Here is a 13358-nt window from a genome sequence, read left to right on the forward strand (position 1 = left end):
GGCCACCAGCGCGCGGAACGATCAGGGAGAGGGAGGGGAGTTCGTTTGACTGCGCGCTTCACGCTCTCCATCGACGCCATGGGCGGCAACGCCGCTCCCAAGATGGTGGTCGATGGCGTGGCTCTGGCCGCCCAGAAGCATTCCGGCGTCGATTTCCTGTTGTTCGGCGACGAAGATAAGATCGCGCCGCTGGTGCGCGAAAATTCCGGTCTCGCCGATCGCGTCCGCATCCGGCACACCCTCGAGGTGGTGGTCGATACCGATAAGCCTTCCACCGCGCTGCGCACCCGACGCAATTCCAGCATGCGATTGTCGATCAATGCGGTCGCCGAGAGCGAGGCTGCCGGCGTCGTTTCCGCCGGCAATACCGGCGCGTTGATGGTCATGGCCATGTTCGTGCTCAAGACCTTGAACGGGATCGACCGGCCGGCCATCGCCGGCGTGTTTCCGACCGCGCGTGGCCAATCGGTCATGCTCGACCTCGGCGCCAACGTCGAAAGCGACGCCGACAATCTGGTGCAATTCGCGGTCATGGGCGAGGTGTTCGCGCGCCGCGTTCTCGGCGTCCAATCGCCCTCGGTCGGCCTGCTCAACGTCGGGGTCGAGGAACTGAAAGGCCACGACGACGTGAAGCGCGCCGCCGCCATTCTCCAGGGCAGCGGGCTGCCGATCCGCTTCCACGGCTTCGTCGAAGGCGACGACATCGCCGCCGGCACGGTGGACGTGGTCGTCACCGACGGCTTCACCGGCAATATCGTGCTGAAATCGATCGAAGGCACCGCCAAGATGTTCGTTCGCTTCCTCAAGGACGCCCTCGGCGGGTCGCTGACCGCGCAAATGGGCGCGTTGCTTGCCCGGCCGGCGCTCCATCGATTCCGCGACCGGATCGACCCGCGCCGCTACAACGGGGCGATGCTGCTCGGGCTCAACGGCGTCTGCGTCAAAAGTCACGGCGGCACGGATGCCTTCGGATTTGCGAACGCCATCAACGTTGCCTGCAAATTGATCGCCGACCGCCTCAACGAGGGGATCAAGGAAGACCTGGCCGGTCTTGGCGGCCATTCCCTACCGATGGGCGAGGCGAGCGTCGGCTCATGAGCGACATTCGATCGGTCGCTCTCGGCTGCGGCTCGTATCTGCCCGAGCGGGTCGTCACCAACGCGCAGCTCTCGAACATCGTCGCCACCTCCGACGAATGGATTGTGGAGCGGACCGGCATCCGCGAGCGCCGCATCGCCGCCGACGGCGAAATGACCTCGGATTTGGCGCTGGCCGCCGCCCGGCGGGCGCTCGAACACGCCGGCGTCAAGGCGGACGACATCGATCTGATCATACTGGCCACCACCACGCCCGACCGGACGTTTCCCGCCACCGCCACCCGGGTCCAGGCCATGCTCGGCCTTAAAACCGGCGCGGCGTTCGATGTGCAGGCGGTCTGCTCGGGCTTCGTCTATGCGCTCGCGGTGGCCGACGGCATGATCCGCTCCGGTCAGGCGCGCACCGTGCTCGTGATCGGGGCGGAAACGTTTTCCCGCATCCTCGATTGGTCGGACCGGACCACGTCGGTCCTGTTCGGCGACGGCGCAGGGGCCGTGGTGCTGCGCGCCGACAAGACCAACGGCGCGGGCAACGGCAAGACCCGTGGAATCCTTTCCACCCATCTTCACTCGGACGGCACTCACGCCGATCTGCTGTACGTGGACGGCGGCCCGTCCTCGACCGGCACCGTCGGCCGCGTGCGCATGCACGGGCGCGAAGTTTTCCGTCACGCGGTGATCAATCTCGCCCAGGTGGTGGACGAGGCGCTGGCCGCGAACGGACTTTCCCGGAGCGACATCGATTGGCTGGTGCCGCACCAAGCCAACAAGCGCATCCTCGACAGCACCGCGCGTAAGCTCGGCCTGCCCGAATCGCGCGTGGTGGTGACCGTCGAACGCCACGCCAACACCTCGGCCGCCTCGATCCCGCTCGCCCTCGACGAAGCGGTCCGCGACGGCCGGATCCGGCAAGGAAATCTGCTGTTGATGGAGGCGATGGGCGGCGGCTTTACCTGGGGTGCGAGCCTGATCCGCTGGTAAATTGGCTTTACGCCTCGACGCGACTCGCCGCGCCGTATGAGCATTTCGCTTCAACTTGCTGATATTGACGGATTTATCGTCCGGGGCTAGGGTTTATCGACGCCAACGAAACAGGGGACGCTCGGCCATGTCGGGAAAGACCATAACGCGCGCGCAACTAGGTGAAGCGGTTTACCAGGAAGTCGGCCTGTCGCGAAACGAGTCGGCGGATTTGCTCGAAACCGTCCTGAACGAGATTTCCGGCGCGCTCGGCCGAGGGGAATCGGTCAAGATCTCCTCCTTCGGCAGCTTCTCGATCCGCCAGAAGGGCCAGCGCATCGGCCGCAACCCCAAAACCGGCGAGGAAGTGCCGATTTTACCCCGCAAAGTCCTCGTTTTCCGCCCCTCGCAAGTTCTCAAAAGCCGGATCAACCAGCGCAAACCCGGCGGCTGATCGCTCGAGCCGAGGCGGAGGGTTTTCGCGCCATGGCGAATCCGCAACCCGTTCTTTTGCCCGAATCACCGCCGGGTGGAAAATCGCCCGAGGCGTTCCGCACCATCAGCGAAGTCGCGGCGGAACTCGATTTGCCCCAGCATGTGCTGCGCTTCTGGGAAACCCGTTTCGCCGCCGTCCGGCCGCTGAAGCGGAGCGGAGGACGGCGCTATTACCGGCCCGAAGATGTCGCCTTGTTGCGGCGGATTCGCGATCTGCTGCGCGAAAAAGGCTACACCATCAAGGGCGTGCAGAAGCTGTTGCGCCACGGCGGCACCCGCGCGGTTCCGGATGGCGACGGCGGGCATGCGGCGGGCGCGCCGGACGCCCCGACGGCTTCCGAAGCCGCCGAAGCGGCGGAACACTTCGCCGTCCCTCCTTCCGCGGATACCGCCGCCAATGACAGCAAAGCCGATATTCCGTCGCACACGCGCCAAGAATTGGCGGCCGTTCTCGCCGAACTCGAAGAACTCCGCGCGCTGATCAAATCGGTTTAGATTCTGCGGAAAATACCGATCGGTGACATGGCTGGGCGGCGCCCTTATCCACAATAATCATCCATTTGGAACCTAATCGCGCGCGATTCCGCCGGGTATCGTTTGCGCCCGCGTCGTAAGCAGCGCATAATTTTCGCCAATAAACAAAAAAATCCGCCCGTCTCGTTACGCCGAAGCTTGCGCTTCCAGCGTCCGAACAGTTGCTCAGGGGGATATTTCCATGTTCAAACGTCTTTCGATGGTCGCCTGCTTGTTCTTGCTCGGCGGCTGCGCCTTGCCGGTTCCGCTCCAGATCGCCTCGTGGGCCATCGACGGCCTGATGCTGGTCGCGACCGAAAAAACCATCGCCGACCACGGGGTCTCGATGCTCGTGCAACGGGACTGCGCCATGCTTCGGGTCGCCACCGAAGGAGCGCTTTGCCGCGACGGCACCGGAGCGACGGCCGTCGCCGTGCAGGAACTTCCGCCGCCCGCCGACGAGAGAGAGGAAGCGGGCATCGCCATCGCCGACGCCGGCGGGATTGTCGTGGACATACCGGCCGTCGGCGCCGACGCTTGGACTCCGGAGGCGCTGGCCGCGTTCGAGACGGCCGCCGGGTCTGCCGGCGAGCCATCCGATCCGACTCCGCGCGACGACGTAGCCATCGCCGAAGCCCGATGGGAAGCCATCATCGCCGCGCCCGTGTTTTTCGACGATCCGGCGGAAGAGCCCCTCGTTGCCGAACCCAAACGCCGACAAATGCCCGAGATGGCGTTCGAACCGAGCGTCGAACTGGCGACCGAGGGAACACCCGTCGCGAACCAATCCGATTTTCCGTTCGTCGGGGGCGACAGCCTTAACCTCGGCGACATTCTGTTCGATCTTCAACCCTACCTCGCCATCGACTTGGCACTCGTGGGCGGAGCGGGCGGGGACATTCTGCGCGGGGATGCTCTGCGAGAGCAAACGCCTCGGCTCCGAGATCGCGGATCGCAATCCGACGATCGTTATACTCGCCATGCCGCGGCGTTATACGGCCGCCCATGCGGCAGGGGACCGCCGGCCCGTCGGACCCGGTCGCGTGGTTCGGGCCACCGACGCCCGGTCAGGCTTTCGTTGCGCCCGCCGGGACCAGTGCGTATAGTGCCGCCCCCTGGCGATTATTGCCTTTCCGGACCGGAGCGTGGCGCAGCCTGGTAGCGCACCAGACTGGGGGTCTGGGGGTCGTGGGTTCAAATCCCGCCGCTCCGACCATCACCATCGATTTGTCAAAGCCGCTCGCGCGAGCGGCTTTGACGCTTTTGCATCGACGGCCTTTCCGACCGCGAACAACCCGCTCCCCTCGCTATGCCAACCACCAACGATGTACGCCGGTATTGGAACGCGCACCCGGTTGGCGTCGACAGCGTTCCCTTCGAGCGCGGCAGCCGGGAGATGTTCGAGGCCATCTACCGGCGCTGGCTGAAAATCGGAACGCCGCGACGGGCCGAATTCCTAGCGTCATGCCAAGGCAAGAAAGTCCTCGAAGTGGGCTGCGGCGTCGGCACCGACGGCCGCTTTCTCAGCGAGGGCGGCGTCGATTACCAAGCCGTGGATTTGAGCTTCCAAAGCCTGAAACTGGCGCAAGAGCATTTTCGCCTGTGCGACTTTCCCGGCCGTTTCGTCAACGCCGACGCGACGCGGCTTCCTTTCGCCGATCATACGTTCGACGTGGTCTATTCCTTCGGCGTCCTGCACCACGTGCCGGATACCCCCGCCGCCTGCCGCGAAGTGGTCCGCATTTTGAAGCCGGGCGGAATGGTACGCGTGATGCTCTATGGGCGCCACTCCTACCATTACTATTTCGTGCTCGGGGTCGTGTATCCGTTGATCTGGCTGATGTTGCGCCTGCCTGGCGCCGACGCCATCGCGCGCCTGGGGCCCAGAAAGTTGCGCGATGTCTTCGCCGTATGCCGGCAACACGGCCTCAGCCCTAAACGGCTTCTCGATGTGAGCACCGACACATCGACCGCAGGCCAAGACAACTATAATCCGCATTCGAGCTTTTATTCGAAGAGCGACGCCATGGCCCTCTTCGCCGGATTCGAAGATTTCGAGTTCTGGAAATCGGAGATCAAATATTTCCCGCTTCCGTGGTTTCGCTCGTGGGCCGAGAAACGCTTCGGATTCTTCCTGCACATGACCGCGCGCAAGCCCAAAGGCCGGTGACCCGCGAGGGACATGGCGACCTTTTGCCAAAAAAAGAGGCCGGCTTTTCGGCCGGCCTCAAGTCTGCTCTTGAGGGAAGGGCGGAATGGATATTCCGTCCTGTGTGCAATCTGTCACACCCCACGGAACCCGGCTGTGACGGCCGTCACACCCGGGAGATTCTAGTTAGTTATTTGAAAATATTGATTTTATTCGCTCTTGGGTGTTGCCAGAGTGCTACGGCTTGCGGGTCAGCGCGAGGGCTTCGTCCACTGTCGCCGCCAGCTTGAAGATTCCGTCGAGGCGGGCCATCCGCAGAACCCTGAGCACCGAATCGCCGGCCGCGGCCAAGGCGAATTTCTTGCGTTGCCTGGAGGCGCGTTGATAAACCTCAAGCAGGCCCGCCACACCCGAACTGTCGATCCCGGTCACGCCGGCCAGATCGACCACCATCGCCGGATGCGCGTCGATCAGACGCAACAGCTTCGCGCGCAAGTCCCCGGAAACGTGCAAATCCAGATCGCCTGCGACCACGACCACGACCGCGCCGTCGCGAACGCTTGTTTGGATTTTGGCTTCGGCGGGCTGTCCGATCATGGCGCTTTCGCTCGGGTTTTCGGGCTCCGGGGACCCCGGCTTGGCGACCGGCGTCTTGATCGATTATGGCTAGTTAAAGACAGCCCATAGCCCCAGGCAAGGGAGAACCAACCGATGTCGGCGACCCTGGTTTATGTGACAGCGAGTTCGCGGGACGAAGCGCTCAAGATCGCCCGGACGGTGGTGGAGGAACGGCTCGCGGCCTGCGCCAACGTCTTCCCGCCGATCACCTCGGTGTATTGGTGGGAAGGCAAGGTCCAGGAGGAGGGCGAGACCTCCTTCCTGCTCAAGACCCGAACCGAACTGGTCGAGGCGCTGACCCAACGGGTCCGGGCGCTGCACAGCTACACGTGTCCCTGCGTGGTGGCGCTGCCGGTCGCGGCCGGCAATCCCGCCTTCCTTTCCTGGATCGAGAACGAAACGCGGAAAGATTAGACCGGCGGCAGAAGGACCGTCGCCACCGCCTGAGCGGCGATACCTTCGCCCCGGCCGGTGAAGCCGAGCCGCTCGGTCGTGGTCGCCTTGACCGAGACGCGGGCGGCCGCGAGCCCGAGGATCGTGGCGATCCGCTCGACCATCGCCCGCCGGTGCGGGCCGACCTTGGGCCGCTCGCAAATCACCGTCACGTCGACGTGCGCGATGCGCCCGCCCTTGGCCGCGACCAATTCGGCGGCGTGGCGCAGGAAGATATCCGACGACGCGCCGCGCCACTTGGCGTCCGACGGCGGAAAGTGCTGGCCGATGTCGCCTTCGCCGAGCGCGCCGAGAATGGCGTCGGTGAGCGCGTGCAGGCCGACGTCGGCGTCCGAATGCCCTTCCAGGCCGGCGTCGTGCGGCACCTTGATCCCGCACAGCATGAGATGGTCGCCCGGCGCGAATCGGTGCACGTCGAAGCCCGATCCGGTGCGGGGCTCGAACGCGCCGCCGAGCAAACGCTCGGCGCGTGCCCAGTCCTCGGGCGTCGTCATCTTGGCGTTGTCTTCGCTGCCGTCGACCATCGCGACGGCGAGTCCGGCCATTTCCGCGAGTTGGGCGTCGTCGGTCGCCGCGCGATCGGCCAAGCGCCGGTGCGCGTCGAGAATGGCGTCGAAACGGAACCCTTGCGGCGTTTGCGCCCGCCACAATCCGTCGCGCGGCACGGTCGCGGCCACGCGACCACCGGCGTCCGCGCGTTTCAAGGTGTCGGCGACGGGAAGGGCGGGGATCGCGGCCGGCGAGGACGAGAGCGCGTCGATCACGCGCGAGATCAGGGCGGCATCGGGAAACGGCCGCGCCGCGTCGTGAATCAGGACCAGTTTCGGTTTCATCTCGATCAGGCTTTCCAGGCCGCGCCGAACCGATTCCTGGCGGGTCGCGCCGCCGGCGACGAACGGCAAACAGGCAAGCCCCGCGCTCGCGGCGTGAAACAGATCGCGATGGGCGGGGTCGATCACCGGACGGACCCGTCCGATCCGGGGATGATCGAGAAACGCCGAAAGGGCGCGGCGGATGACCGGCTCGCCCGCGAGCGGAAGGTACTGTTTCGGTATCGTTCCGCCGAACCGCGTGCCTTGGCCCGCGCCCACGACTAAAGCCACGCATTCGGTCATGGAAGAAACTTCATTGCGCCGCATTGAACGCGCGCGCGAAGAATTCGACGACGCGCTTGCGGGAATCTTCGGCAATCGTTTTTTCCGGAGTGAACCGGACTTGTCCGCCCTTGCCGCCGTAGGCGACTGGATCGTAGATGGTGCGCGCCCGGCCCTCCGGAGAATCCCAGCCGTGCGTCGCTTCGGGATAGAATTGCAACGTCATGTGATTGCGAGTCTGTTCGGGCAACGCGTCCAAAAACTTCCGGCAATCGTCGGGCGCGTCATAGTCATCCTGACCGCCCGCGAACAACAGAACGGGCGCGCCGGTGAATGCTTTGTAGTCGGGCGTCCCGCCCCGCGCAATCCGCGCGTGATTCCAGCAAACGGGATAAAAGGGTGCGTGGGCGGCAAAACGAAGTCCGTTCGCGTCCGCCAAGAAAGCATCGCTGACGGATTTCGACGCCATGCGCATCGACATGCCGCCGCCCCAGGAAAATCCCATCACGCCGATTCTTTGCGGATCGATGTCGGGTCGGCTCGCCAAATATTTCAGCGCGCCGTATCCGTGAGTCAGCGTTTTCGTATGGCCCTCTTTCGGACGATTGCCGCGAGCGAACATATATACTTCCAGGGTGGCGATCCCGGCTGCGTTCAACGCCTGGGCATGGAATTGACCCCGTCCGTCGATGCCGCCGCTACCGTGCAGGATGACGACCGCCGGTACCCGACTTTTCGCGTTTTTCGGCATGCCCAATTCGGCCGAAACTTCCTCGACGTGGCCGTAGCCCTCGGCCTTGGCGCCTGGGAACGCGACCTTTTCGCCGGCGCCGGCAATGCCGCCGACGCCCACGAACGCCAAAGCCGCGACGGCGGATGTCCAACGACGCAACATCTCTAGAAACAGCCCCTGGAAGGTATGCCGCCTAAACACAGCGCGGACGGAGCGGAAATATTACCTATCCAGTCACCAATTCCACAAGGATAACCGCGCGGCTGAACCGATCCCTCGGCCCTTGCCAAGCGCGTCGCCGGACGCGATTGTGCCCGCCATGACGGAAAGCGTGCTCTATGCCCTGGCGGCCATCGTCGCGCTGATGCCCTTGGCCGCGGTCGGGTTCCGGCGCGGAGCGGATCGCGACGCCCTTTATCTCGCCGCGCTCGCCGCCGCCGCCATCGTTCCGATCGGCATCGCCGCCGAGCGGCTATCCGGCGCTTGGCGCACGGACATTTCCACCGCCCTGTGGGTCACGGTTGCCGCCGGCATGATCGTGTTTGCGATCACGGCGCTCGCCTTGCGCCCCGCGGGCAAGCTCGCGCCGCTGCTCGCACCATACATGGGCATACTCGTGGTGCTGGCGGCACTCTGGCAACAACCGCCGGCCCGTCCTCTCGCGGCCGAGGCGTCAGCTTCCCTTTGGGTGGCGGTGCATATCGCTGCCGCCGTCACCACCTATGCGCTGGTCACCGTCGCTGCGGTTGCGGCACTCGCGGCTTTCATGCAGGAGAGGGCATTGAAGGCGCGCCGGCCGACGGTGTTGACCCGCACGCTGCCGTCCATCGCCGATTGCGAGCAATTGGTGGTGCGCCTTCTGCTGATCGCCGAAGCGGTGCTCGCCGCCGGACTGGCGACCGGCATGGCCTCGCTTTATCGCGAGAAGGGGACCTTGCTCGCGTTCGACCACAAGACCGTGCTGACCATCGCCGCGTTCCTGGTGCTGGCGGGCCTCTTGATCGGGCATTTCCGCGCCGGGGTGCGCGGACGCCAGGCGGCGCGCTATGTCCTGGTCGGCTATCTTCTGCTCACCCTCGGTTATCCCGGGGTCAAGTTCGTGACCGAAATACTCCTCGGTCGCTAAAATTCTGCCGATAACGGCCTTTTTTCGGAATTCCGAATGCCTTGCATATCGGGGGCGTTTGCCCAATAAATAGGCACCAATTTTCCCGACCTATCGCGGTTTTTCATGGCGTTGCAAATCGGCCACATTCGATTGGACAGTCCGGTCATTCTGGCGCCCATGTCCGGCGTCACGGATTTGCCGTTCCGGCGCGCGGTGCGAAGGCTCGGCGTCGGCTTGGTGGTATCCGAGATGATCGCGAGCAAGGCGGTCATCCGCGAGGCGCGCAAGACCCTGCGCATGGCCCAAAGCGCGCCCGAGGAACAGCCGATGGCCGTCCAACTGGCCGGCTGCGAGCCCGAAGTGATGGCCGAGGCGGCGCGTATCTGCGTCGCGCGCGGCGCCCAAATCGTCGACATCAACATGGGCTGCCCGGTCAAGAAGGTGGTCAACGGAGACGCCGGATCCGCCCTGATGCGCGACGAAAACCTCGCCGGCCGCATCATCGACGCGGTGGTCAAGGCGGTGCCCGTGCCGGTGACCCTCAAGATGCGCACCGGCTGGGACGACAAGAACCGCAACGCGCCGAGGCTCGCCAAGATCGCCGAGGATTGCGGCATCCAAGCGGTGACGGTGCACGGACGTACCCGTTGCCAGTTCTACTCGGGGCGCGCCGACCGAACGTTCATCCGCGTCGTGAAGGATGCGGTGCGCGTTCCGGTAATCGGCAACGGCGACGTCGACAGCCCGGAAGACGCGCGCGCGTTGCTGGAGGTTTCCGGCGCCGATGGGGTGATGGTTGGGCGCGGCACCTATGGCCGGCCATGGTTGCCGAACCAAATCCAACGCTTCCTCGCCACCGGCGAACGGCTGCCGGAACCGCCGCCGGCGTCGCAGCTCGCCATCCTACTCGAGCATTTCGAGGACATCCTACGTCATTACGGCCGCGAACCGGGGGTCCGGCTCGCGCGCAAGCATATCGCCTGGTACAGCCGCGGACTTCCCAAGTCGGCCGAGTTCCGGGCCGAAATCAACCGTATCCCCGACGCCGACGCGGTGCGCGACCGGATCGTGTCCTTCTACGCGCCGCACGTTGCCGGACAATTGGCCGGACAATTAGAACGCGCGGCGGCTTGACGCCAATGCCCGCACCGCTCAAAACCCAGCGCCCCGAAGTCGTGGCCCGGCATCCCGAACCGGAAGCGATCCTGGCCGCGCTGGCGTTGCCCGTGGTCGCGCTCAACGGCGGCCGGGACATCGTTTACGCCAACGCCGCCGCCGAACAAATGTTCCAGGCGAGCGCCCATCATCTGCTCGGCCATTCGCTCGCGGCGCACATTCCGCCCGATAGCCCCGTGTTCGCGCTGATCGAACAATCGGCCGCCGCCTGCAACACGGTGGCCGAATATGGCGTCGCCATCGAAACTCCGCGCATGGGGCGGCATTTCGTCAATCTGCTCGCATCGCCGCTCGGCGACGCGGGCGAGGGTGTCGTTCTCGTTTTCCAGCCCCGCTCGATCGCTGAAAAGATCGATCGCCAGCTGACCCATCGTGGCGCCGCGCGGTCGGTCGCGGCGATGGCGGCGATGCTGGCGCACGAAGTCAAAAACCCGATGGCCGGAATCCGCGGCGCCGCGCAACTGCTCGAAGAAACCGTTCCGCCACAGGACAAGGCCCTCACCCGATTGATCCGCGATGAAGCCGACCGTGTCTGCACCCTGGTCGACCGCATGGACACGTTTTCCGCCGGTGGCCCGATGAACCGGGGCGCGGTCAACATCCACGAAGTTCTCGACCGCGTCCGTCGCATCGCCGAAAGCAGCTTCGCCCGTCATGTCCGCATCGTCGCCGTCTACGATCCGTCGCTGCCGCCGGTGTACGGCGACCGTGACCAGTTGATTCAGGTGTTCCTCAATCTGATCAAGAACGCGGCCGAAGCCTGCCCGCCGACCGGCGGCGAGATCGGCCTCGCCACCGCCTATCAGCAGGGCGTCAAGTTCGCCGTGCCCGGCACCAATTCGCGGGTGCATTTGCCGCTCGCGATCAGCGTGCGCGACAACGGCGAAGGCATTCCCGAAGACATTCGCGGCTGCCTGTTCGAGCCGTTCGTCACCGCCAAGCCGAAGGGCAGCGGTCTCGGTCTCGCTTTGGTCGCCAAGATCGTCGGCGACCACGGCGGCGTGATCGAGTTCGACAGCCGCCCGCGGCAGACCGTTTTTCGCATCATGCTGCCCATGTATCGCGAAGAGCCGGAGCACGCTGCGACCGGAGGGGATCGATGAGCGCTCCGGTCGTTCTGGTCGCCGACGACGATAGCGGCGTGCGCACGGTCGTGACCCATGCCCTCGGCCGCGCCGGGTTCGACGTGCGCGCGACCGGCACCGCCGCGACGCTGTGGTCGTGGATCGCGGACGGCGAGGGGGATCTGGTCATCACCGACGTTCTCATGCCCGACGAGAACGGGCTCGACCTCGTCCCGCGCATCCGCAAATTGCGCCCGGAGCTGCGCGTCATCGTCATGAGCGCGCAAAGCACATTGCTCACCGCGGTCAAGGCGACCGAAAGGGGTGCGTTCGAGTACCTGCCGAAACCCTTCGATATCTCCGCCCTGGTCGGCGTCGTGCGCCGCGCCCTCGAGACGCAGAAAAAAACCGGCGCGGACGCGGCGCCCCCGGCCGATTCCGGCGAAAAGCTGCCCCTGATCGGCCGCTCGCCGGCGATGCAGGACATTTACCGCTCGCTCGCGCGGCTGATGGGCACCGATCTCACGGTGATGATCGCGGGCGAGTCGGGCACCGGCAAGGAACTGGTCGCGCGCGCGTTGCATACGCTCGGCAAGCGCCGGCACGGGCCGTTCGTCGCCATCAACATGGCGGCGATCCCGCGCGAACTGGTGGAAAGCGAGCTGTTCGGCCACGAGAAGGGCGCGTTCACCGGCGCGACCCAACGCAACGCCGGCCGGTTCGAGCAGGCCGAGGGCGGCACGCTCTTTCTCGACGAGATCGGCGACATGCCGCCCGAAGCGCAAACGCGCCTCCTGCGCGTGCTGCAGGAAGGCGAATACACCCGCGTCGGCGGCCGAAGCGCGATCCGCGCCAACGTGCGCATCGTCGCCGCGACCCACCACGATCTCCGACGGCTGATCCGGCAAGGCCAATTCCGCGAGGATTTGTTCTACCGGCTCAACGTCGTCCCGATCCGCCTGCCGCCGCTGCGCGAGCGAACCGAGGACATTCCCGAACTGGTGCGCCATTTCCTCGCCGCCGCCGAGGCCGAGGGCCTTCCGGCCAAGACCATCGACCCGCTTGCCATGGACCGGCTCAAGGCGTACCGCTGGCCGGGCAACGTGCGCGAATTGGAAAATTTGGTGCGCCGCCTCGCCGCGTTGCACGCCGAGGAAACCATCGGCGTCGAGGCGATCGAAGCCGAACTCGCCGACGCCACCGTCGCTCCCGGCGAACCCGCCGAGGACAAAAGCGGCAGCCTGTCGCAATCGGTCGAGCGGCACTTGGCCGCCTATTTCTCCGCGCACGGCGGCGGCCTGCCGCCGGCCGGGCTGTACGAAAGGGTCTTGCAGGAAATCGAGCGGCCCCTGATCGCGCTGACCCTGAAGGCGACACGCGGCAACCAGGTCCGCGCCGCCGATCTGCTGGGCCTCAACCGCAACACGCTGCGCAAGAAAATCCGCGATCTCCACGTCACCGTGACCCGGGGCGGACCCAAATGAGCGGGGGCAAAAGCCCGTGGCTCGGCACTTGGCTTCGCTTCCGCGTTTGGGCGCGCCAGGTGAAGTTGTCGCGCAATCTCGGATACGTTCTGGGCGCGGCGGCCGTCGCCTCGGGCGTCGCTACCGTCGCCGCCATGACCGGCACGCAGAAGGGCTCCGCCGACCTGCAAACGGTGGTGGCGTTGCTCTACCTCGACGTCGTGCTGCTGCTGCTGCTCGCGGGCGTCGTCGCGCGCAAGCTGATCACGGTCTGGGCGGAGCGCCGCCGGGGCCGCGGTGGCGCCGGCCTGCACGTGCGTTTCGCGGTCCTGTTCAGCGCCGTCGCCGTCATGCCCGCCGTTCTCGTGGTCGCCTTTTCGGCGATCTTTCTCAACGTCGGCATCCAGGGCTGGTTCGGCGAACGAGTTTCCACCG

Annotated in this window: 15 protein-coding genes and 1 tRNA gene; 13 read left to right on the top strand and 3 right to left on the bottom strand. The window is 65.5% G+C overall.

What is annotated here, in order from left to right:
- Positions 1 to 45 precede the first annotated feature (45 nt).
- The 7 genes from plsX to FJ311_09740 all read left to right on the top strand — a co-directional run bounded on the left by plsX (position 46) and on the right by FJ311_09740 (position 5235).
- Positions 46 to 1098: a phosphate acyltransferase PlsX gene (gene plsX / locus FJ311_09710; protein ID MBM3951717.1), complete on the top strand. Its 1053-nt coding sequence runs from the start codon at positions 46 to 48 to the stop codon at positions 1096 to 1098.
- The gene (locus tag FJ311_09715) at positions 1095 to 2078 is read left to right on the top strand and encodes a ketoacyl-ACP synthase III (protein ID MBM3951718.1); all 984 of its coding nucleotides are present in this window, start codon (positions 1095 to 1097) and stop codon (positions 2076 to 2078) included. Before plsX ends, FJ311_09715 begins: the two co-directional genes overlap by 4 nt.
- 127 nt (positions 2079 to 2205) lie before the next feature.
- Complete coding sequence (locus FJ311_09720; GenBank protein MBM3951719.1) at positions 2206 to 2511, top strand: integration host factor subunit alpha; 306 nt, start codon at positions 2206 to 2208, stop codon at positions 2509 to 2511.
- A 32-nt stretch (positions 2512 to 2543) separates the two neighbouring features.
- Positions 2544 to 3047, top strand: coding sequence for a MerR family transcriptional regulator (locus FJ311_09725; GenBank protein MBM3951720.1), 504 nt, complete (start codon positions 2544 to 2546; stop codon positions 3045 to 3047).
- A gap of 220 nt (positions 3048 to 3267) precedes the next feature.
- Positions 3268 to 4227 (top strand): hypothetical protein, encoded by a 960-nt coding sequence (locus tag FJ311_09730; protein ID MBM3951721.1) that lies wholly within the window; start codon positions 3268 to 3270, stop codon positions 4225 to 4227.
- Positions 4205 to 4281 (top strand) — tRNA-Pro (locus tag FJ311_09735). The genes FJ311_09730 and FJ311_09735 overlap by 23 nt, the downstream gene beginning before the upstream one ends.
- 93 nt (positions 4282 to 4374) lie before the next feature.
- Positions 4375 to 5235 (top strand): class I SAM-dependent methyltransferase, encoded by an 861-nt coding sequence (locus tag FJ311_09740; GenBank protein MBM3951722.1) that lies wholly within the window; start codon positions 4375 to 4377, stop codon positions 5233 to 5235.
- Positions 5236 to 5451: 216 nt separating this feature from the next.
- Here the strand turns inward: FJ311_09740 and FJ311_09745 are convergent, their stop codons facing one another.
- Positions 5452 to 5811 carry an STAS domain-containing protein gene (locus FJ311_09745; GenBank protein MBM3951723.1) on the bottom strand — a complete coding sequence of 120 codons (360 nt, stop codon included), beginning with the start codon at positions 5809 to 5811 and terminating at the stop codon, positions 5452 to 5454.
- Between the two features lie 114 nt (positions 5812 to 5925).
- Here FJ311_09745 and FJ311_09750 point away from each other — a divergent pair, with 114 nt between their 5' ends.
- On the top strand, positions 5926 to 6246 hold the full coding sequence (locus tag FJ311_09750; GenBank protein MBM3951724.1) for a divalent-cation tolerance protein CutA: 321 nt from the start codon (positions 5926 to 5928) through the stop codon (positions 6244 to 6246).
- Here the strand turns inward: FJ311_09750 and FJ311_09755 are convergent.
- Positions 6243 to 7400, bottom strand: coding sequence for a bifunctional 2-C-methyl-D-erythritol 4-phosphate cytidylyltransferase/2-C-methyl-D-erythritol 2,4-cyclodiphosphate synthase (locus FJ311_09755; GenBank protein ID MBM3951725.1), 1158 nt, complete (start codon positions 7398 to 7400; stop codon positions 6243 to 6245). The genes FJ311_09750 and FJ311_09755 overlap by 4 nt on opposite strands.
- 10 nt (positions 7401 to 7410) lie before the next feature.
- The gene (locus FJ311_09760; GenBank protein MBM3951726.1) at positions 7411 to 8274 is read right to left on the bottom strand and encodes a hypothetical protein; all 864 of its coding nucleotides are present in this window, start codon (positions 8272 to 8274) and stop codon (positions 7411 to 7413) included.
- Positions 8275 to 8431: 157 nt separating this feature from the next.
- Here FJ311_09760 and FJ311_09765 point away from each other — a divergent pair, with 157 nt between their 5' ends.
- The 5 genes from FJ311_09765 to FJ311_09785 form a co-directional block, all read left to right on the top strand.
- Positions 8432 to 9238: a hypothetical protein gene (locus FJ311_09765; protein MBM3951727.1), complete on the top strand. Its 807-nt coding sequence runs from the start codon at positions 8432 to 8434 to the stop codon at positions 9236 to 9238.
- Positions 9239 to 9343: 105 nt separating this feature from the next.
- Positions 9344 to 10354, top strand: a complete 1011-nt coding sequence (gene dusB, locus FJ311_09770; protein MBM3951728.1) for a tRNA dihydrouridine synthase DusB — start codon at positions 9344 to 9346, stop codon at positions 10352 to 10354.
- 5 nt (positions 10355 to 10359) lie between these two features.
- The gene (locus FJ311_09775; GenBank protein MBM3951729.1) at positions 10360 to 11499 is read left to right on the top strand and encodes a PAS domain-containing protein; all 1140 of its coding nucleotides are present in this window, start codon (positions 10360 to 10362) and stop codon (positions 11497 to 11499) included.
- Entirely contained in the window at positions 11496 to 12944 is a 1449-nt protein-coding gene (ntrC, locus tag FJ311_09780) for a nitrogen regulation protein NR(I) (GenBank protein ID MBM3951730.1), read from the top strand. Before FJ311_09775 ends, ntrC begins: the two co-directional genes overlap by 4 nt.
- Positions 12941 to 13358: two-component sensor histidine kinase (locus tag FJ311_09785; protein MBM3951731.1), on the top strand; the 418-nt coding region annotated here is incomplete at its 3' end. The genes ntrC and FJ311_09785, both read left to right, overlap by 4 nt.

Source organism: Rhodospirillales bacterium, assembly GCA_016872535.1.
Lineage (GTDB): Bacteria > Pseudomonadota > Alphaproteobacteria > Rhodospirillales > 2-12-FULL-67-15 > 2-12-FULL-67-15.

What these genes read in the sequence shown, in the direction of transcription:
- FJ311_09755 (MBM3951725.1), bottom strand. Translation starts at nt 7,400, where the DNA reads ATGACCGAATGCGTGGCTTTAGTCGTGGGCGCGGGCCAAGGCACGCGG.
- FJ311_09760 (MBM3951726.1), bottom strand. Translation starts at nt 8,274, where the DNA reads ATGTTGCGTCGTTGGACATCCGCCGTCGCGGCTTTGGCGTTCGTGGGC.
- FJ311_09765 (MBM3951727.1), top strand. Translation starts at nt 8,432, where the DNA reads ATGACGGAAAGCGTGCTCTATGCCCTGGCGGCCATCGTCGCGCTGATG.
- ntrC (MBM3951730.1), top strand. Translation starts at nt 11,496, where the DNA reads ATGAGCGCTCCGGTCGTTCTGGTCGCCGACGACGATAGCGGCGTGCGC.
- dusB (MBM3951728.1), top strand. Translation starts at nt 9,344, where the DNA reads ATGGCGTTGCAAATCGGCCACATTCGATTGGACAGTCCGGTCATTCTG.
- FJ311_09740 (MBM3951722.1), top strand. Translation starts at nt 4,375, where the DNA reads ATGCCAACCACCAACGATGTACGCCGGTATTGGAACGCGCACCCGGTT.
- FJ311_09745 (MBM3951723.1), bottom strand. Translation starts at nt 5,811, where the DNA reads ATGATCGGACAGCCCGCCGAAGCCAAAATCCAAACAAGCGTTCGCGAC.
- FJ311_09725 (MBM3951720.1), top strand. Translation starts at nt 2,544, where the DNA reads ATGGCGAATCCGCAACCCGTTCTTTTGCCCGAATCACCGCCGGGTGGA.
- FJ311_09720 (MBM3951719.1), top strand. Translation starts at nt 2,206, where the DNA reads ATGTCGGGAAAGACCATAACGCGCGCGCAACTAGGTGAAGCGGTTTAC.
- FJ311_09750 (MBM3951724.1), top strand. Translation starts at nt 5,926, where the DNA reads ATGTCGGCGACCCTGGTTTATGTGACAGCGAGTTCGCGGGACGAAGCG.
- FJ311_09715 (MBM3951718.1), top strand. Translation starts at nt 1,095, where the DNA reads ATGAGCGACATTCGATCGGTCGCTCTCGGCTGCGGCTCGTATCTGCCC.
- FJ311_09730 (MBM3951721.1), top strand. Translation starts at nt 3,268, where the DNA reads ATGTTCAAACGTCTTTCGATGGTCGCCTGCTTGTTCTTGCTCGGCGGC.
- FJ311_09775 (MBM3951729.1), top strand. Translation starts at nt 10,360, where the DNA reads ATGCCCGCACCGCTCAAAACCCAGCGCCCCGAAGTCGTGGCCCGGCAT.